At 58.1% G+C, this 20,433-nt stretch carries 15 protein-coding genes; 10 read left to right on the top strand and 5 right to left on the bottom strand.

The genetic code is table 11. The features are described 5' to 3' along the window. Window positions 1–23 precede the first annotated feature (23 nt). The 5 genes from AC2FI8_RS08450 to AC2FI8_RS08430 all read right to left on the bottom strand — a co-directional run bounded on the left by AC2FI8_RS08450 (window position 24) and on the right by AC2FI8_RS08430 (window position 6,804). A complete protein-coding gene (locus AC2FI8_RS08450) occupies window positions 24–761 on the bottom strand; it encodes a maleate cis-trans isomerase family protein (RefSeq protein WP_496778446.1) in 738 nt (245 codons plus the stop codon). Continuing rightward, the gene (locus tag AC2FI8_RS08445) at window positions 758–1,825 is read right to left on the bottom strand and encodes a pyridoxal phosphate-dependent aminotransferase (RefSeq protein ID WP_496778444.1); all 1,068 of its coding nucleotides are present in this window, start codon (window positions 1,823–1,825) and stop codon (window positions 758–760) included. Before AC2FI8_RS08445 ends, AC2FI8_RS08450 begins: the two co-directional genes overlap by 4 nt. After that, on the bottom strand, window positions 1,822–3,474 hold the full coding sequence (locus tag AC2FI8_RS08440; RefSeq protein ID WP_496778442.1) for a hydantoinase B/oxoprolinase family protein: 1,653 nt from the start codon (window positions 3,472–3,474) through the stop codon (window positions 1,822–1,824). The genes AC2FI8_RS08445 and AC2FI8_RS08440 overlap by 4 nt, the downstream gene beginning before the upstream one ends. Beyond that, window positions 3,474–5,570 carry a hydantoinase/oxoprolinase family protein gene (locus AC2FI8_RS08435; protein ID WP_496778440.1) on the bottom strand — a complete coding sequence of 699 codons (2,097 nt, stop codon included), beginning with the start codon at window positions 5,568–5,570 and terminating at the stop codon, window positions 3,474–3,476. The genes AC2FI8_RS08440 and AC2FI8_RS08435 overlap by 1 nt, the downstream gene beginning before the upstream one ends. A 262-nt stretch (window positions 5,571–5,832) precedes the next feature. Further along, window positions 5,833–6,804 (bottom strand): TetR/AcrR family transcriptional regulator, encoded by a 972-nt coding sequence (locus AC2FI8_RS08430; protein WP_496778438.1) that lies wholly within the window; start codon window positions 6,802–6,804, stop codon window positions 5,833–5,835. 179 nt (window positions 6,805–6,983) lie between these two features. On the opposite strand from AC2FI8_RS08430, the gene AC2FI8_RS08425 reads away from it, so the two are divergent. The 10 genes from AC2FI8_RS08425 (at window position 6,984) to AC2FI8_RS08380 (ending at window position 20,324) form a co-directional block, all read left to right on the top strand. Beyond that, window positions 6,984–8,117 carry an LLM class flavin-dependent oxidoreductase gene (locus tag AC2FI8_RS08425; RefSeq protein ID WP_496778436.1) on the top strand — a complete coding sequence of 378 codons (1,134 nt, stop codon included), beginning with the start codon at window positions 6,984–6,986 and terminating at the stop codon, window positions 8,115–8,117. A 10-nt stretch (window positions 8,118–8,127) separates the two neighbouring features. Then, a complete protein-coding gene (ribB, locus tag AC2FI8_RS08420) occupies window positions 8,128–8,775 on the top strand; it encodes a 3,4-dihydroxy-2-butanone-4-phosphate synthase (protein ID WP_496778434.1) in 648 nt (215 codons plus the stop codon). Between the two features lie 48 nt (window positions 8,776–8,823). Then, window positions 8,824–9,201 (top strand): nuclear transport factor 2 family protein, encoded by a 378-nt coding sequence (locus AC2FI8_RS08415; protein ID WP_496778432.1) that lies wholly within the window; start codon window positions 8,824–8,826, stop codon window positions 9,199–9,201. A 26-nt stretch (window positions 9,202–9,227) separates the two neighbouring features. Then, window positions 9,228–10,616 carry an amidase family protein gene (locus tag AC2FI8_RS08410; RefSeq protein ID WP_496778430.1) on the top strand — a complete coding sequence of 463 codons (1,389 nt, stop codon included), beginning with the start codon at window positions 9,228–9,230 and terminating at the stop codon, window positions 10,614–10,616. A 38-nt stretch (window positions 10,617–10,654) separates the two neighbouring features. Further along, window positions 10,655–12,304, top strand: a complete 1,650-nt coding sequence (locus AC2FI8_RS08405) for a long-chain-fatty-acid--CoA ligase (protein ID WP_496778428.1) — start codon at window positions 10,655–10,657, stop codon at window positions 12,302–12,304. Between the two features lie 23 nt (window positions 12,305–12,327). Further along, window positions 12,328–13,509 (top strand): acetyl-CoA C-acyltransferase, encoded by a 1,182-nt coding sequence (locus AC2FI8_RS08400; protein ID WP_496778426.1) that lies wholly within the window; start codon window positions 12,328–12,330, stop codon window positions 13,507–13,509. Then, window positions 13,510–15,807, top strand: coding sequence for a 3-hydroxyacyl-CoA dehydrogenase/enoyl-CoA hydratase family protein (locus AC2FI8_RS08395; protein WP_496778424.1), 2,298 nt, complete (start codon window positions 13,510–13,512; stop codon window positions 15,805–15,807). It abuts the gene before it with no gap. 12 nt (window positions 15,808–15,819) lie between these two features. Further along, window positions 15,820–17,589, top strand: a complete 1,770-nt coding sequence (locus tag AC2FI8_RS08390; protein ID WP_496778422.1) for an acyl-CoA dehydrogenase family protein — start codon at window positions 15,820–15,822, stop codon at window positions 17,587–17,589. A gap of 141 nt (window positions 17,590–17,730) precedes the next feature. Next, window positions 17,731–18,867 carry an LLM class flavin-dependent oxidoreductase gene (locus AC2FI8_RS08385; RefSeq protein ID WP_496778420.1) on the top strand — a complete coding sequence of 379 codons (1,137 nt, stop codon included), beginning with the start codon at window positions 17,731–17,733 and terminating at the stop codon, window positions 18,865–18,867. Between the two features lie 287 nt (window positions 18,868–19,154). Then, the gene (locus tag AC2FI8_RS08380; protein WP_496766248.1) at window positions 19,155–20,324 is read left to right on the top strand and encodes an amidohydrolase family protein; all 1,170 of its coding nucleotides are present in this window, start codon (window positions 19,155–19,157) and stop codon (window positions 20,322–20,324) included. The last annotated feature ends 109 nt before the right edge of the window (window positions 20,325–20,433 follow it).

Raw genomic sequence — 20,433 nt, 5'->3', positions numbered from 1 at the left:
GTGCCACTTGCCTTCGCTGTTGATCACAGAGTGTCGAACAGACGCCCAGGTAACGTTTCGTGACGCGGTAGATTCAGCGCTTTCAGCAGTCCAAAGACCATCGCTTGGTTGGAGGTAATGACGGGTTTGTTCAGCGCGGCCTCAATCCGTTCAATCGCCTCGACCGAGCGCATGTCTGTGCAGCTTAGGACGATTGCCTGCGCCTCCGGGTGATCGGCCCTGCACGCCAGATCGAACACTTCGTCCGGGGTCAGCTCACCTTGCCCATAATTGCCAAGTTCGCGTCCCACGTCGGCACATTTGACGGTTTCAATGCCGTTTAGGGCCATGAAATCCATCGCTTGTGCATTGATCTCGCCCAAATAGGGTGATGAAAAGCCGACCTTTGTCGCGCCGACGGCTTTGACCCCAGCGATCAGCGCACCCGCAGCGGTCAGCGAAACTGCACCCGAGCCTGCCTTGATTTGCTGGGCCAGCTCTGCATCAAAGGACGGTCCGTGGGTCAGCGTCGCCGAGGTGCAGCCATACAGCACCACATCGGGGCGTATACCTGAGATCATTCGCAGGTCGTGAGTGATATCCGATGCACCCAACCCCGCCATCTGATCCGAGCCGGGAATTTCATCCACGTCATACCCGCCCATGCGTTGAAAATGGACTGTGGTGTTGGGCGGCCTCAACAACTCCATATCCGGTTCGAGGTTGGTGTTGGTGAAAGGTACCAGAACACCGATTTTGGCTGCGGTTCGTGTTTCGGTCACTTCAATGCTCCCTTCAGGGCGGTCAGGCACCGATCCATGATCGGCGTCTCGCAGATTGTGGCGCGCAGGCAGTCGGTTAAGCCGTATCCTCCCATGCCGCGCATTAGTAGGTCGTCCGCCCGCAGCGCCGCGTCTGCCCGTTGCGCATCCAGCGTTGAGGCAAAGCGCAATAGCACAAAGTTTGTGTGGCTTTGAGGAACGATTAGGCCCAACGCACGACATTCCACGGCAAATTGTTCACGGATTTCAGTCGTGCGGGCAACCACATTTTGCATATGCGCCTGATCGCGGATCGCTGCAACTGCAGCCGCCTGTGAAGCGATGGAAATATTGTTTGGATTAAGCAATTTGCGCAGTTCAGCCGCAATCTCGGGCGGGAAGTACCCCCATCCTGCACGCGCTCCCGCCAGGCCATAGGCCTTGGAAAAGGTGCGCATGATCACAGTGTCCCCTCGATCGGTCAGCGCGAAGATGTCGTCCGGATCATGTATGTGATCGGAAAACTCAGCATAAGCCTGATCGACGACCAGTAGAACATCGGTGGGCAGTTCATCGCGCAGACGAAGGATTTCGGAATTGGGGATCAGGGTGCCGGTCGGGTTGCCAGGGTTGCAGACAAAGACGATCCGCGTTTCAGGTGTGACCACGGCGATGATATCGTCGACGGATACGGTCAGATCCACTTCACGCGCCTTGACGTAATCGGCCTGAACCTGAGCTGCTGCTGAGGCGATAAACGCATATCCGTAATCCGTGCCAAGGACCCGATCACCGCGCCCGGCATAGGCGCGGGTCAAACAGCCGATCAGCTCCATCGAGCCTGCTCCGCACAGCACCCGTGCCGGATTGAGCCCATGCACATCTGCAATTGCTGTGCGCAGCTCCGACCATTCCGGATCAGGATACAATTGCAGATCGGCCAGTGCGTCACGACCCGCCTTGATGGCTGCGGGACTTGCGGGAAAGGCGCTTTCGTTCTGGGCCAAGGAGATAGTGTTTTCGCCGCCAAGGTCGGCCAACGCATAGGCCGCCATTGCACTTATGTGGGGAACCGGGCGGATCATGATGTGGCCCCATAGGATTTTGCGCCTTCTGCGCTGATCAGACCGCGCTTGAGGTCTAGGGAGATTGCCTGTGGGTCTCGCTCGGCTGGGTCACCAAAACCACCGCCTCCGGGTGTCTCAAAGATCAGGTAGTCGTCAGCTTCAACGCGCAGTTCTCCTTTGCCCGGGATATCATTTTCGCCATCGCGGAAACGAATACGACCGGGTGCGCCGGGTTTTCCACCCATGCGTCCGAGGGCGGGGAATTTGAGGCGCTCAACCGACAGGAAAACGAGGAAGGGTGCGCCATTGGCCGAGGTCATCTCGATCCGTTGGCCGAGACCGCCGCGATACTTGCCTGCACCTCCAGAATCCTGGCGTAGTTCGCGTTTCCAGATTGTGACCGGGGCCACGCTTTCCGTGATTTCGACCTGTGATCCGAACACACCCGAAGGGTAGGCTGTGGCAGACAAGCCATCCGCGTGTGGCCGGGCACCGGTGCCGCCATTATGTACAGGTTCAACCGCGAATTCCCGACCTCCGTCACGCGCCACTTCGGGTGCGTGCCGCATCGGCAGATCGAACATGCAGGATGCGCCCTCGGCGGGGACCTGATCTGGTAGGGCCCGATGCAGGCATCCAAGCACCAGATCTGGTGTTACCTGTCCTAGCGTGTGCCGCATTGCCACCGGGGCGGGGCGTTGTGCATTGAGGATGCAGCCTTTTGGGCCGTCCACTGTAAACGGCTCCAGCGATCCGGCGTTGTTGGGGATGTCAGACCCGACGATGCAGCGCAGGGCGAAAACTGTATAGGCGGTCGCATAGTTCAGCGGCACATTGATACCCTTGCCCGAACAACCCGACGTTCCCGTGAAATCCACATGCATGCCCGTTTTGCTGACCGTCAGGGTCGCATGCAGTTCCAGTTCTTTTTCATAGCCGTCCATCCTCAGAACGTTTCTATAGGTGCCTGCGGGCACTTCAGCGATGGCTTCAAGCGTACCTCGGCGCGAGGTGTCAATGATGTAGCCGCCCAGTTGATCCAGATCGTCGATCCCGAACTCATCCATCATATTGAGCAGGCGATTCGCGCCCGCTTCGCAGCAAGCGATCAGTGCATATATGTCGCCGTCATTAGCAATAGGCTCGCGGCTGTTGGCGCGGACAATGTCCAAAAGCAAGGCGTTCGGGACGCCTTGTTCGACCAGTTTGCAGGGTGGGATCAGCAGGCCCTCATCATAGATATCCGACCCTTCGGGGCCCATTCCAAGGCCGCCCAGATCTACAAGATGGGATGTGCATGAAGTAAAGCCGACGACTTTGCCGTTTTTGAATGCGGGCATCATCAGCAGAAAGTCGTTGAGGTGTCCCGAAGCCAGCCAAGGATCATTGGTCATGTAGATATCGCCGGGCTTCATGTGCTGAACCGGGAAATGGCCCCGCAGGTGCATCACGGCTTCGGCCATCGTGTTGATGTGGCCCGGCGTTCCGGTAACCGCCTGTGCCAGCATCCGACCCTCGGCGTCAAAGATCCCGGCAGAGATGTCGCCGCATTCGCGCACAATGGGTGAGAATGCGGCGCGGATCAGGGTCTGACCTTGTTCTTCGACCACGGCAAGCAGGCGGTTCCACATGACTTGCAGGCGGGCGGGGGAATGATCGGCAGTCATCATACACCTCCTTTCGGATCTTGGATAAGGATGAGGTTTCCAATGGCATCCACATGCGCCGAGAAGTCTGATGAGACCAAAGTCGTCGTCTGCGGTTCCGTGATCAGCACTGGGCCGCAAACCCGGTCGCCGGGGCTCAGACTGTCGCGTGGCACAAAACCAGCCTGCTTTATCTGACCATCTACATCGCAGGTGATGGGGCGGGTTTGGGCTGGTGTGATAGTTGTCAGAACTGGCGTTTCCGGCAAATCTGGAACATCCGCATCTGGGGTTGCGACGCGGACCGCCCAGTTCAGGATCTCGATTTGCATCCCGGGCACGGGACGCGAGAATTGTTTACGGTATTCCGCCTCGAACGCATCGGTCAGCGGTTTTATGTCTTCGAATGTTAGGTCGCGATCGGGCAGGGCAATCTCGATCTCGTGGCCCTGACCATTGTAGCGCATGAAAGCCGTGCGTTGGGTTTCGGTGAGTGCATCACCCGCGCCTTGGGCAACCACCCGGTTTGCCTCGTCGATCATGTCGGAAAACAGGGCGTTGACCCGCTCCAGTTCCAGGGATTCAAGTAGAGAATAACTTGATCTGACGATCTCAAAACTGACCGGAGCAAACAGGAACCCCACCGCGGATCCAACACCTGGATTGGGCGGGATCACGATGCGACGGACCCCGGCGGATCGGGCCACACGGCTTGCATGCAGGGGGCCGTTGCCGCCGAAAGCGATCATTGTGCGCGAACCGAGGTCCTTGCCCGACTCCACCGCATGCATTCGGCCCGCACTGGCCATGCTTTCATCGACGATGCGACTGACGCCGTCCGCTGCCGCAGTGCCGTTCGTGCCCAGACGCGCGGCGATGACCCGGTTCAGCGCAGCTTCAGACGCTTCGGGGGCGATCTTGATAAACCCTTCGGCAAATGTGTCCGGCACAATATAGCCCAAGGTAATGTCGCTGTCGGTCACGGTTGGCTCTGTGCCGCCCCGCCCAAAAGCTACCGGACCGGGTTCTGATCCGGCCGATTTTGGACCCACAGTCAACCGACCCAGACGGTCAACCCCGGCGATTGAGCCGCCGCCCGCGCCAATCTCGATCATTTCGACCACAGGGATACGTACCGGCATGCCCGATCCCTTGATGAACCGCGCGGCCCGCGCGATTTCGAATTGGCGCGAGGTTTGAGGCCGTGCATTGTCAATCAGGCAGAGCTTCGCAGTCGTCCCGCCCATGTCGAAAGACAGCACCTCGTCAATCCCAGCCCGCGCCGCGATCCGGGCCGCCAAAATAGCCCCACCTGCGGGGCCGCTTTCGACCAGCCGGATCGGAAAGCGTGAGGCGGTTTGAACGGTGCACATGCCGCCACCTGCCGTCATCATCAGGATCGGGCAGGCCACGCCTTCCTCCTGAAACCGTGAGGCAAAGCGCGCCAGATAGCTTTCCATCAGGGGTTGGATGTAGGCATTGGCGACCGTGGTACAAAGCCGGTCGAACTCGCGCGCCTCGGGGCTAACATCAGAGGAAATTGAAATTGTCAGGCCAGGGCGCCGTTCGGCCAGTATGTCGCGCAGCCTGCGTTCGTGCGACGGGTTGGCATAGGCATGCATCAAACAGATTGCGACCGCTTCCGCACCGGTGGTATCCAGTTCGGCCAACAGTGCGTCTATCGAACTGGCGTCCAGCGGGATCAACACATTCCCATCGGCAGCCATTCTTTCGCGAATGGTCAGCGCCCGTTCGCGTGGTACCAGTAGGTCCGGCTTTTTCAGGTTGATGTCATATTGCGCATATCGCCGCTCATACGCGATTTCCAGAATGTCGCGAAACCCTTCGGTCGTCACAGTTGCCACAACGGCGCCTCGACGTTCGATCAGTGCATTGGTCGCCAGCGTCGTTCCGTGGATGAAACTTGTCACTTCATTCAACGACCGGCCGGATTCCGCCATGACACGTTTTGCGCCCTCCATCGCGCCATCTGCAGGATTTTGGTGCGTCGTGAGCGTCTTGGTCGAAGCCAATATGGTCTCATCGTCCGAGACGAGCACCGTATCGGTAAAGGTGCCGCCGATATCAATGGCCAGGCGTAAGGTTTGAGATGTCATGAGGGTGTCCGAATTGTCCGTTGTCTGGGCAGAGGGCAAAAGGCGCAGAGCGCCTGCCATCATCCACAGACGACGAGGTCACAACCGGTTGCGCGGCGATCCAGAGGGTTCGGACTAGAGAGCGGTGTCATGTGCGCAGTTTGACACGCCCAAGACGTGTCGCAAGTTAATTTGCGACCAAATCGCCTGGAAGCGACAGAGATTTGCATCTTGATTGCCTAAGCGTTTGTGCATCAACCAACCAGATCGGTCGATGGTTCGCTCAGGATTTCTTGGAGGGAGCAGCTTTGACTAAAACACCATCCATGATGAGCGCCTTCAGGCTGGTTCGGATTTCGCTTTCCGGGAATTTTCCGATGCTCCAATGCCGGAGTGACCAGACGTTGCACAGGAAATACAGATAGTTGGCCATCAACTCTGTGTTCATGGGGCGGAACACTTTCTGCTCGACCCCTTTGTCCAGAATGCCTTTCCAGCGGCCCATGAATTCACGCTCCATATCAAATACACGCGCGCGGTTCTCGGCAGACATGGACCGTGTCTCCGAATAGACCAGATTGATATAGCGGCGATTTTCACCAATGTAATCGATGTACCGGTCAACCGCTTTTTCAAGGTTCTGATCGGCGGAGCCGGTGAACAGTTCTCCGGTATCAAAAAAGTCGATGATGTCCTGCATGCACATCGTAGTGATCAGGTGCAGTATGTCATCCTTGTCCTTGATGTACTTGTACATCAGCGGAACCGACAGCCCGGATGTTTTGGCAATCTCGCGCATCGAAGCATTGCCGAACCCATGCTTGGCAATCACCTTGCACGCGCCTTCAAAGATCTGCCGCCGCCGTTCCTCGGCGGTGTCGGACAGGGCGCGGGGCGGCTTTTCAGCCTGAGTGGATTTTGGCGTTTCCGCCAGTTGCGCTTCGACTGAGAATGTGCAGGTCACTTCCATCAGCGTGGCGGCTTCACCGGGATTGCGTCCGGCCTGAACGATCGAGACACGGTATGTGGTCAGCAGCGAATCCTCTGGCGACATGCGGATGGCCTGAGCCTCGATTTGCCCCTGTCCCGCGGTTGCCAGATTCGTGGCCGAAGTGTTGACCAGTGTTGGATGCAAAGTGTCTCCGAGGCGTTTGAGCTCCTCGCGTGCAGCATCAATCGCCAACGCAACGCACACGCCATCTAGCTGCGATTTATTAATAAATTCATCAACTTGCGCAGCGGAATACAAAAACACGCGGCTTGCCTCCATAGGACTCTACCTGAGGGCAACATGTTGAAATCCCTATGTGTTGTCTAGTTGGAAATCGTCGCAGTGCCGTTGCGACGTAGGGAAAAACAATTCGGGGCTTGACGAAATTGCCGGCCGTATGGGAATGTTAGTGAACGTTCAATCACACACCGAGGGACGCCTGCATGAAGTTCAAGATTCTCGCCATTCCATTCGCACGCCAGCATGGCGAGGACACTCAGCTTGCTGGACGTGACCCTGCGCGGTTCAACAAGATGATGCACACGATGCGTGATCAGATGGTCCTTGCTGAGGAGCTTGGCTATGAAGGCTTCTGCCTGACTGAGCACCACATGCAGGTCGAAGGCGTTGAATGCACCACGAACCCGCTGTTCTGGAACATGTACATCGCCCAGCACACCAAGAACTTCAAAGTTGGTCAGTTGGGGATGAACCTGACCGCGATGAACCCGATCAAGACGGCCGAAGACATCGCTATGCTGGACCACATGACCGGCGGCCGCGTCTTCGCAGGCTTCTCGCGCGGGAACACGCCGCGCTGGACGGCGACCATGGGGCAGCACCTGGACATCACCTCGGCTGAATCTGACAAGTCCGAGGCCGACCAGCGCAACCGTCGCGCGCTGTACGAAAACTGGCGTCTGATCAAGTCGCTGTGGACGGACGACCTGACCGAACATCAGGGCGAATTCTGGAATTTCCCGTCGAATGTCGAGTGGGAGTTCAATCCAACCAAACTCTGGGGTGGTGACAGCCCGGTTGATAGCAAAAAGATCCTGCGCAAATCGGGCATCGTTCCCCGGCCGCTGCAAAAGCCGCACCCGAAAGTGTACGCGCCGTTCTCGTATTCGATGGAAACCGCCAAGTTCTGGGCGTCGGAAGGGGCCAAAATGGTGTCCTTCGTGACTGCCGACAAAGAAGAATTCATGCCGGTGATCCTTGAGAACTGCCTGAAGGCAGCGCATGAAAACGGGCTGCCTCAAACCACCAACAACGACGTTCTGGCTCTGGGTGCGCATCTGATGATGGGCAAGACTCCGGCCAAGACCAAACAGTACCGCGAAATGTTCGACAACCTGTGGTTCTCGGCCTACGACGCGCCGCCCTATCACGTTCCGCTGGGCCGCGTCTGGGACGGTTCGCGCCAACAGGTTCTGGACCAGGTCGGTGAGTTGGCCGAGCGCTATCAGATCGACGAATTCTTTGTCTGGCACCACGTGAACTACTTTGGCGACGAGATCGAGCAGGAAGCTCTGATCGAATTTGCCGAAGGCGTCATCAAGCCTCTGAACGGATAAGGGGAAGACCGTGTTCGATCTGCATGAAGTTTATCAGCTGTCGCCCATCGAAGAGATCATTACGGATTGCGAACAAGGCCGTATGGTAATTCTTGTCGACGATGAAAACCGCGAGAATGAGGGCGATCTGGTGATTCCAGCCGCCTGCGCGGATGCGGCCGCGGTAAACTTCATGGCACGCTTTGGTCGGGGTTTGATCTGCATGGCCATTCCGCCCGAGCGGGCCGAGCAGTTCAGCCTTGGCCCCATGACAGCGTTGAACACGGATCCGCATCATACGGCGTTCACCATTTCGGTGGACGCGAAAGAAGGCACGACCACCGGCATTTCCGCCAGCGATCGGGCGCGGACCATCGCACTTTTGGTATCCGACAACGGCTCTTCGGAAGATCTGGTTTCGCCCGGGCATCTGTTTCCATTGGTAGCAAAGCCGCACGGTGTGCTGGAACGCGAAGGCCACACCGAAGCCGCAGTTGATCTGGCCCGCCTGTCCGGGCAGGGGGATTCCGGTGTGATCTGCGAAATCATGAATGATGACGGTGAAATGGCGCGCCTGCCGGATCTGTTGGAATTTGGGGCCCGGCACGGCCTTAAGGTCGGCACGATCGAAGACCTCAAACGGTATCGCCAGGACCTGCTTGCCGACAAGGCCGCCTGACATCCAACCCCACCTGCGTTTCAAGACACTCATGACCGAGGATATCCTATGACCGCATTTGCCGAGATCGAAACCCTGATGCAGGCGTATATCGAAAACCTGCATGATGGAGACATCAGCAAGACCGACCAGATGTTTCTGCCGGAATGTGATCTTTGCTGCGCCAACGAGGATGGCAGCTATGTCCACATGACGCTGGAAAAGTACAAAGAGGTCATCGGCGGTCGCGAAAGCCCAAAATCCAAAGGCTATCCGGTCTATGGTCACACCATCTCGATCGACCAGTCAGGGCCAAACACGGCCTTTGTCAAGATCGACTGCACCGTGCAGCCGCGATACTTCATCGACTACCTGTCGCTGGTCCGCACCGGCGAGGGCTGGAAGATTGCGGCCAAAGTCTATTACGTCCAGCGCACCGAAGACTGATCCCCTTTATCTGATCGAGCCCCCGAATGACCGCCCCCTATTCCCAACTTTCGGCGCGTGCCATGGTGCAGGCCTTTGCCCGGCTGGAGCTGTCTCCGGTCGAGGTCACGCAAGCTGCGCTGGCCCGTATTGAGTCGGTTAATCCTAGGATCAATGCGATTTACCACGTGGATGCCGAGGGTGCGCTTGAAGCGGCCCGGGCGTCCGAGAAACGTTGGCACGACAACATACCAATGGGACCACTGGATGGCGTGCCGACGACCGTCAAAGACGCAATGGATTGCATCGGTATGCCCGCCTATCGCGGATCAGCGGCGGGTGAGGCATCGGTCAGCACAACCGATCATCCCACGGTCGCACGCATGCGTGAGGCCGGTTCCGTGATCCTGGGCAAGAATACCATGTGTGATTATGGCATTCTTGCCGGCGGAGTGAGCTCAAAGCATGGGGTTACCCGCAATCCATGGGATGTATCGCGCACAACAGGCGCATCATCTTCGGGCGCGTCGGCCAGTGTTGCCGCTGGGATAGAGCCGGTTTCGATTGGCACTGACATCGTGGGGTCCATCCGCCTGCCAGCCTCGTATTGTGGGCTGGCCGGGCTGAAACCCAGCCAGGGGCGTGTGCCCTATTACGTCTGCAACAGCCCGGCGATCACAGCGGGGCCGTTGGCCCGCAATTTTGGCGACGTCGCGCTGCATATGAATGTTCTGACCGGAGAGGATACGCGCGATTTCGCGGCTTTGGCACGGGACGGCGTGAACTATGTCTCGCGCCTGACGCGCGGCGACCGCAAAGGCATGTCGGTTCTAGTTATCCCAGAGCTGGGCTTGGGCGAACCGGTGGCGGAAGATGTTCAGGCAGCGCTGGAACGGACGGCGCAAGTTCTGCGGGATATGGGTGTTCAGATCACCTATCTTGAAACCGCACCGTTCAGCCGAACAGACTGGGAACCCGCCGAAGCGTTCTATAAAATACGTACTCTGTCCGAGCTGATGCGCCAACCCGAGGCCGAACAGGTGAAAACGCCCTATATCCGCGACTGGACCAACGATGCACGCGCATTGTCCGCTGTTGAGCATCAGCGGAATTTCGATCACACGCAGGCGTTGCGCGAACGTGCGTTGGCGCTGATTGACGGCCATGATTTTGTCCTGCTGCCATCGACACCGGACACCGCTTTTGCTGCCGACCTGCCGGGGTCTGACCCCGATATGCCGTTCGAAAGCTGGGCCAATACGTTCCTGTTCAACCTGACCGAGCAACCGGCATCCAGTATTCCGGTCGGATTGGACCGTAACGGGCTGCCGATCGGTGTTCAGCTGGTCGGACGCCGCTTTGACGATCTGGGTGTTTTGCAGATGTCGTGGCGGATCGAACGGGACATCGGAGAAATGCCGCCTGCGCCTCTGTGACGGACGCAGATGCAGAAAAACACATTGAGAGGCAAAAAATGAGCGCAGAAAAAACGACGATTCCCGGTCAGATCATGACGATGCCACTGACGGTGACCAGCATTTTCCGTCATGGCATGCGTGCGCATCCCGAGGCGGAGATTGTCTGGCGCAACTCGGACATGACGATTGATCGCTACAGCTTTGCGGATATGGGGCGACGGACCCAACAACTGGCGCACGCTTTGACCGAACTTGGTGTGGGGCCGGGTGACCGCGTCGCGACGCTGGCCTGGAACAACAATCGGCATCTGGAACTCTATTATGCATTGGCTTGCATCGGTGCGATTTGCCACACGATCAATCCGCGCCTGCATCCCGATCAGATCGCGTTTATTATCAACGACGCCGAAGACACGCAAATGTTCTTCGACACGACTTTTGCGCCGCTGATCGATGCTGTCTCGGCCCGCTGCCCCAGCGTTCAGGCCTGGTTCAGCCTGTCTGGCCCGGATCAGGTGCCGCAGATGAAGACCCTGGTCCTTGACTACGAATCTCTGATCGCGGGCAAGCCCGAGGTTTATGACTGGCCCGAACTGGATGAGAACGCGGCCATGGCGCTGTGTTACACATCTGGCACAACAGGCAATCCCAAAGGCGTTTTGTATTCCCATCGTGGGACCGTGCTGCACGCCATGGGCGTGTCTGGCGGCGACTGGCTTGCGCTCAGCTCGCGTGATGCCACTTTGCCCGTGGTGCCGATGTTCCACGCCTGTGCCTGGGGTATTCCCTATGCGGCCCTGATGAACGGCACCAAACTGGTTATGCCCGGACCGGGCATGGATCCGGCCCCGCTGCGCGAACTTATGGACGACGAAGAGGTCACGATGATCTCGGGTGTACCAACTGTCTGGCTGGGCTTGTTCGAATATCTGGATCAGCAGGGCGCCAGGCTAAAAACAGTCAAACGCGCGATGATGGGAGGTTCAGCGGCACCTCTGTCACTGATCGAGCAGATCGAAAAAGGCCACGGTATCGACGTGGTGCATGGCTGGGGTATGACCGAGCTGAGCCCCGTCGGCACGCTTTCGGTGCCCAAATGGGGCGAGGATAAACTGCCAATCGACGACCGCCTTGCGCTGAAAACCAAACAGGGCCGTGCGCTTTATGGGGTCGAGATGCGCATCGTTAATGATGAAGGCGCGTTGCTGCCACATGACGGCGTTGCCTCGGGTATGTTGCAGGTGCGCGGCCACTGGGTTGCTGAAAGCTATTGGGGTGGGGCCGGTGCCGATGCCTTTACCGAGGACGGTTGGTTCATCACCGGTGATGTGGCGGCGATCGACCCGACAGGCTATCTGCGCCTGACCGACCGAACCAAGGACGTGGTCAAATCGGGCGGCGAGTGGATTTCCTCGATCGATCTGGAAAACATCGCGATGAGCCACCCGGACATTCTGGAGGCCGCCTGTATCGCCGCCAAGCACCGCAAATGGGACGAACGCCCATTGATCGTTGCAGTCAAGCGTGACGGATCGGATGTCAGCCGCGAGGACATTCTGGAACTGTATGACGGTCAGATCGCCAAGTGGTGGACGCCCGACGACGTGGTGTTCCAGGCCGAGCTTCCGCACACCGCGACTGGCAAAGTTTCAAAGCTGCATCTGCGTGAGCAATACGCCGACTACAAGCTGCCCACTGACATCTAATACTTCCTTCAAGGATCAATCTAATGCGTTCTGCTGTAATCGTCTCGACCGCCCGTACTGCAATTGGCAAAGCCTTTCGTGGTGCTTTCAACGACACTCACCCCGCCGTTTATGGTGGCCATGCTGTCGCCGAGGCGGTCAAACGCGCCGGTGTTGACGCGTCTGAAATCGAGGACGTGATCATCGGCAATGCCGTCCCCGAAGGTGCAAATGGCGGCAATCTTGGCCGTCAGGTCGCCATGCGCGCCGGTCTGCCCGTGACCGCATCGGGCCAAACCATCAACCGGTTCTGCTCGTCCGGTCTTGAGGCCCTGACGCGCGCGTGTTCTCGGGTCATGGTGGACGGCTGTGACGTTGTCGTTGGCGGCGGAGCAGAAAGCATTTCCCTGGTGATGGGTCGCGATAACACCTATCGCCTGAAAGAGGACTGGATCGCGCAGAACATTCGTGGGTTCTACGATCCGATGATCGCGACCGCCGATAAAGTAGCCGAACGCTATGGCATCACTCGCGAGGCGCAGGATGCATTTGCCTTGCAATCGCAGCAACGCACAGCCGCGGCGCAGGCTGCGGGCAAGTTCGATGACGAGATCGTGCCAATCACGGTCACCAAGGCGAACAAGAACAAGGAAACCGGCGAGATCACCTATGAAGAGGTCACGCTGACCCAGGACGAGTGCAACCGTCCTTCGACCACGCTGGAAAGCCTGCAAGGTCTCACTCCAGTCATGGGCGAGGACAAGTGGATCACGGCTGGTAACGCCTCGCAATTGTCCGACGGTGGCTCGGCGCAGGTGGTGATGGAAGAAAAGCTGGCTGAAAAGCGCGGGCTCGAGCCGCTGGGTCGCTATATGGGTTACGTCGTCGCGGGTTGTGAGCCCGATGAGATGGGGATCGGCCCGGTGTTTGCAGTGCCGAAATTGCTGGAACGCAATGACCTCAAGATGGATGATATCGGCCTGTGGGAATTGAATGAGGCCTTTGCATCGCAAGCCCTGTATTGCCGTGACAAGCTGGGCATCCCGAATGAGATCCTGAACGTCGATGGCGGCGCGATTTCCGTGGGCCACCCGTATGGTATGTCGGGCACGCGTATGGTCGGTCACGCGCTGATCGAGGGCAAGAAACGCGGCGCGAAGTACATCGTTGCCACTATGTGCATCGGCGGCGGCATGGGTGCTGCTGGTCTGTTCGAGGTTCTGTAAATGACTGCGATCAAAAAAGTTGCTGTCATCGGCTCGGGCGTGATGGGGGCAGGCATTGCCGCCCATTTCGCCAATGCCGGTGCCGAAGTCGTTTTGCTGGACATCGTACCAAAGGATGCCGAAGACCGCTCGATGTTGGCTAGAGGTGCCATTGCACGCATGACCAAGGGCCGCGCGCCGCAACTGGCCGATCCGGCCTATGCGGCCCGACTGACAGCGGGCAATCTGGATGATGATCTGGATCAGCTTTCGACCTGTGATTGGGTGGTTGAGGTTGTTCTGGAAGACCTCGCCATCAAACACGCGCTCTATGCGAAAATTGCACCCTACCTTCGCGAGGACGCGCTGCTGAGCTCGAACACCTCGACCATTCCGCTGGCCGATCTGGTCAGCCAGATGGATGAAAGCCTGCGCAAGCGGTTCATCATCGTGCATTTCTTCAACCCGCCGCGCTATATGCGCCTGATTGAGCTTGTGACCGGACCGGACACAGATCCGGCTGCTGCGGAACGTGCGCGTGCGTTCAGCGATGAACGCCTCGGCAAAACCGTCGTGCCCTGCAACGACCGCCCCGGTTTCATCGCCAACCGTCTGGGCGGGCTGTGGATGAACGCCGCTGCCCGCGAGGCCGTGGCGCGTGGCATCACAGTTGAAGAGGCTGATACAGTGCTGGCCCGTCCCTTCGGCGTGCCCGGAACGGGTGTATTCGCGTTGATGGACCTGATCGGTATCGACCTGATGGGGAAATCGCGTCTGTCTATGCGCAATCTGCTCGACGCTGATGATCCGCAGCAATTCCATACCGACGGTCTGAAGCTGTTCGATCAGATGGCCGCCAAGGGTTTGGCCGGTCGCAAGTTCGGTGCGGGTTTCTATCGCAGATCTAAGGACGCCAATGGCAAGCCAGTCGCCGAAGCCGTCGATCTGGCAACGCTGGAGTATCGTGCACAGGCCAAGGGCCCGGAGCTGACCAAAAGCTTTGGTGTCGACTTCATTGATCAGGCCGGTGATCGGTTGGGTGACTATGCCTGGGCCGTAATGGGGCCGACTTTGTCTTACGCAGCTTACTGCGTGCCCGAGATTACCGCCAACCCGGCGGATATCGATGCAGCGATGGAGCTAGGATATAATTGGCGCATGGGCCCATTCAAGTTGATCGACAAGATTGGTGCGGACAAGATTGTGGCTCGCTTGAAGGCAGAAGGTCAGAATGTGCCGCCCTTGCTGGCGCGGGCCGCTGACCGCGGCGGGATTTATTCAGGTCAGGGCCGTGACCGTAACGTGCTGTTGCCTTCGGGCGAACAGGCAGATGTGCCGCGTGGGCCCGGCGTGATCTTTGCATCGGACCTGACGGATGCTCCGGTGTTCCAGACCGAGGCTGTTGTGCTGCGCGATATGGGTGATGGTGTCGCTCTGCTGACGATCACGGCACCTAATGCGGCTTTGGATGATCAGGTGATGACAGGTGTGAGCGAAGCACTGGACGTTGTAGGCCGAGACTTCAAAGCGATGGTCATCGGGTCGGACGGCAACCACTTTTCTGTGGGCGCGAACCTAAAAAAAGCGCTGGATCGTGCTGATGCGGGGGAATTGGATCTGGTCGAAGGGCAACTGGCCATCGGTCAGGCCACGATGCGCAAGATCAAGTACGCGCCGTTCCCGGTTGTCTCGACCGCCTGTGGTCTGGCCCTTGGTGGCGGCTGCGAAATCCTAATGCACTCGGATCGGGTCATGGCCGCTTTGGAAAGCAATATCGGGTTGGTCGAGGCCAATGTTGGCCTGCTGCCTGCGTGGGGCGGAACCACAGCCCTGTTGCTGCTCAAGGCGGCGGAGTTGGGTGATCCGGTCAAAGGGGCCGAGGCTGCGTTCGATGTGATTTCTGTGGCGCTGATGACCGGCTCTGCCCCGATGGCGCAACACGCGGGCTATCTGCGCGCGACGGACGGCGTTGTCATGAACCGCGACCGCCTTCTGGCCGAGGCCAAGGCGGCGGCTCTGGCGCTGGCTGACGGGTACAAACCCGCGCCAAAGGCCGAGATCACGCTGGATGCCGCCGCTATCAATGCCGCGCTGGAGCTCAAACTGGCCGCACTGGCCGAGGCTATGCCAGACGCGCCCTACACGGTCGAGATTGCGCGTGAAACGGCGCACGTACTGGCCGGGGGTGAGGGCGGCGTTCTGGATGAAGAAGCGCTGCACAGGCTGGAAGCCGAAGGCATGATGCGCCTGATCCGAAAGGATAAGACAATCGAACGAATGCGCCACACCATGACGACCGGCAAGCCGCTCAAAAACTGAGGGATCATAGGTATGGACTATCAACTCCCGCAGCGGGACATTACTTTTCTGTTGGACGAGGTTCTTGACCTCGACAAAACGCTGGCACTGCCTGGATATGAGCATTGCGACAAAGATACGTTCTTTGCGGTCGTTGACGCGATCAACGGGTTTGTGCGCGACAATCTGGCAACCTGCAATGAGGCGGGCGATAGCCCGGGTGCGCGGTTGGAAGACGGTCAGGTCCATGCCGCCCCCGGGTTTAGTGATGCCTATAAGGTATTCTGCGAAGACGGCTGGAACGCGCTGGCACTGGAGGAAGAATATGGTGGCCAACAACTGCCCTTCGTCCTGCATGCCGCCCTGCGTGAAGGGATGGCCGGAACCAATCTGGCTTTTGCCCTGATCCACGAACTGAACTTCGGCGTTGTCGAAGCGCTGATGGCCTATGGATCGGACGAACAAAAGGCGGTCTATTGCCCTCAGCTGACGTCCGGCAACTGGGCCGGAACCATGAACCTGACCGAGCCGCATTGCGGCACCGATCTGGGCCTGATCCGCACCAAGGCCGTGCGAAATGATGACGGATCTTATGCCATCACCGGTAACAAGATCTTCATCACCTGGGGCGACCACGACATGTCGGAAAATGTCGCCCATCTGATCCTGGCGCGGGTCGAGGGCGCTCAGCCCGGACCGCGTGGACTGTCACTGTTTTTGGCACCAAAATACATGCTGGATGCGGACAACAACACGACGGACCAGCAAAACACGATCACCATTGCCGGGATCGAGAACAAGATGGGTATCCACGGATCACCCACCTGCGCGATTTCGTTTGAAGACACCAAGGCCTGGATCGTCGGTGACGAGGGTAAAGGCCTGGCCGCGATGTTCATAATGATGAACGCCGCGCGCCTGTCGGTCGGCTTGCAGGGGTTGGGCGTGGCTGAGGCCGCTGTGCAAACCGCGTCGACATATGCCCACGAACGTCTTCAGGGGCGCGCGGACGGGGAACCGTTGAACCCGAACGGTCCTGCAGATCCGCTGATTGCCCATGCGGACGTACGCCGCCGCCTGCTGACGGCCCAGGGCGAAATGGACGCCGCCCGTGCGCTAGCCTATTTCGGAGCGGGCCTGTTGGACGAAGCTCATCGTGCCGCTACGTCCGAGCAGCGCAAAGCGGCAGACGCGCGCCTTTCGCTACTGACGCCGGTCATCAAGTCCTACCTTTCGGACATGGGATCACGAATGGCGAATGAGGCTGTGCAGATGCATGGCGGGCATGGCTTCATCAAGGATTACGGCGTCGAACAGCTGGTGCGTGATGTGCGGATCACTGAAATCTACGAAGGTACCAATGCTGTTCAGGCCCGTGATCTGGTTATGCGTAAGGTGCGCGGCGACAATGGTGCCGTCATCAAGGGTCTGGTGGCCGATATGCTGGACGAGGCGGGCAAACTGGGCGACGACCTCTCTGACTTAGAGAATAACTTGCGCGATGCGGCATCCCGGCTTGGGCGCTCGACCGATTGGGTGCTGGGCACGGCGCAAGGTGACGTGCTGTCCGGGGCGTGCGACTATCTGGAAATCGTGGCGTTGAGCGTATCGGCCTGGATGTCCGCCCGGATTGCACGGGTGGCCACCGCTGCAGCAGGTTCTCAATCGCCAGAATACTATGCGGATCGGGTGGATGCAGCGCGCGCCTTCATGGCGCGGGCATTGCCCCGCGCTGTCAGCCACGAATTGATCATGCAGGCCGGTGAACCCGGCGTTGTGTGTCGGGCTGATCGCTGTCTGTAACTCCTCCTTCTTCACAGACAGCGGTTCTAAAGGGCGTTCTGGAAACAGGGCGCCCTTTTTGCGTTTCTTGACCCAAATCAAGTTCCGCTGAGAGGTCATAGAATAGTATTTAGTTATCGGTCACTAACCTTAGGTAATACCATGAAATCCCATATCCTTGTGCAACCCTACATGCGTTCAAAGGGCGAAGATGTCGTTCTGCCCGGCTCGGACCCGGATCGGTATGAAACGCTGTTGGAGCGGACAACCGAGCAGATGAAGTTTGCCGACGAAAATGGGTATGCCGGGTTTTGCATGACCGAGCATCACTTTCAGGTGGAAGGAATCGAAACCACGACCAATCCGCTTTTGTGGAACATGCACATCGCTGCAAACACCAGGAATCTGATGGTGGGGCAGGTGGGTATGGCGCTGACGGCGCATCACCCGATGCGTCTAGCCGAGGATCTTGCAATGATCGATCACATGTCTGGTGGCCGATTGTTCTGTGGGTTTGTTCGAGGCAACACGCCGCGCTGGCTGAATACACTGGCGCAGCATCTTGATATCACAACAACCCAATCTGACCGATCCAAGGAAGATGCCCGGAACCGTCGATTGATGGAGGAAAGTTGGGCCGTGGTCAAAAAGGCCTGGACCAACGAAACCTTCAGTCATCATGGTGAGTTTTGGAACATCCCTGCGGACAACATCACGTGGCCCTTCCCCCCGAATGCAAAGTATGGAGGCGAAGGCGCGGTGGACGATAATGGCACGTTGCGCAAAATGGGTATTGTTCCGCGCCCGCGTAAGCGGACCGACGGGCGGGATTTTCCACCGCTTTACGTGCCGTTTTCGTGGTCGATGGAGACAGCGAAGTTCTGGGCCAAGGAAGGCGCCAAGCTGGTGTCTTTTGTGTCCAAGGATGAGTTCATGGATATGACGATGCCGATCTATCTGGAAGAAGCGCACCACCATGGCCATACCGATCTGACGGTTGGAAACACTCTGGTTTTGGGCGGGCATTTGACCATCGGATCGACCGACGCGCAGGCCGAACGGCACTATCGCGATTTCGAGGAACTGTTCAATTTCGCCTATAACGCCCCGCCATATCATGTGCCGATGGGTCGGGTCTGGAAAGGCACCGTAGACCAGGTGATTGATCAGGTTGGTGCATTGAAAGAGAAATACGGGACCGAAGAATTCGTCGTCTGGCATCACGTCGGATACTTCACGCAGGATGAAGAGCTTGAGATGCTGGACAACTACGCCAAAGTCATCAAAGCGTTTTCCTGAACCGGGGCAAAAGGGGCCAACAACCCCCAAGCCGCGGTACTAAACTGCGGCTTGGGGAATGTAGGTTTCTATCTGACAGGCGAGGATTGGTTGGCTCTGGTCAATCAACCGCTCAAGGGTAGCCAATCCCGGCGTAGCGCCAACTAGAAGGCCTTGACACAGGCCTTTAAATATCGCTGGTATACTAATGAAAATGTCTGAAGGAAGCACGACGGCCGAACGGTTACTTGGCGTGCTTTTTTTGATCCAAATATGAACCAGAAATCACACGCCAAATGGGGGATCAGATGGCTGACGCACCAAAAGACACGCCGGAACAGGGTCGCACACTAATCCGCAACATCGGTTTGCTTCTGACCGGTGATCTGGACTCGCCTATTGCGGACAGTGATAGCCTTCTCATCGAAGACGGAGAGATTGTGGGCCTTGAGGCCAGCGATGCGGATCGCATCATCGATGCCTCTGGTTGTGCGGTCGCACCGGGCCTGATTGATGGCCATTGCCACCCGGTTTTCGGCGATTGGACCCCACGCCAAAGCCAGATCGGCTGGATCGAAATGAATGTTAACGGCGGCGTCACAAGCTTTATTTCCGCGGGCGAAGTCCATCTGCCCGGTCGCCCCAAGGATGCCGAAGGCGTCAAGGCATTGGCGATGGTGGCACAACGTTGCTATTCAAATTTCCGCCCGTCCGGTGCCAAGGTTTTGGCGGGAGCGCCAGTGCCTGAACTTGATTTTGATCGCGATTTCTATGCGGCAATAAAGGCGGCCGGTATCCGGCATATTGGTGAGATCGGCCTTGGGACAGTAGCCAAAGGCCCTGACGCGGCACGCGTCACTGGCTGGTGTCGGGAATTGGGAATTGAAACCATTATGCATACTGGCGGCCCTTCGATTGCGGGCTCTCACGATGTTCGAGCTGCAGATGTGCTAGAGGCGCAACCGGACGTAGTCAGTCATATCAATGGCGGACCAACCTCAATTTCGCAGGATGAAATCCGAGAGCTTTGCCGTCACGCGAAAGGGGCGCTTGAAGCCGTACACAATGGTAACGAGAAATCGGTACTTGTGACACTGGAAGGCGCTCTGGCCGAAGGACGCCTTGCCGATTTCCTGATTGGAACGGATGCCCCAGCAGGGTCCGGCGTACAGCCGAACGGAATGCTGCGGATGGCAACTCTGTTGGCCAGTATTGGCGGATTGCCTGCCGAACAGGCGTGGTGCTGTGGCACCGGAAACGTGGCAAAGAGACGGGGTCTTGCACAAGGGATCGTGGCACCTGGCCGTCCAGCCGATCTGGTGTTCATGGACCGCCCAGAGGGATCGGACGGTAAGAACGTTTTGGAAGGAATGGCCGTCGGCAACATCCCCGGAGTTGGGGCTGTTATGATTGATGGTAAGATGCGTACCGGACGGTCGCGCTCGACCCCTCCTGCAGCGCGCGTACCTGTACTTTAAAGACACGAGAAACGTAGGTTTGAAGCCTAAACCCGGCCGCCAGATTGGCGGTCGGGCTTAGGGCTTTACCAACAAAACGAACTTGGATTGTCTGCTTCAGACGCTAAAT

The sequence above is a fragment of the Ruegeria sp. CDSB029 genome (assembly GCF_059611125.1).
Note: the sequence above shows the minus strand (reverse complement) of the source record. Positions and strands in the feature narration are given on the sequence as shown.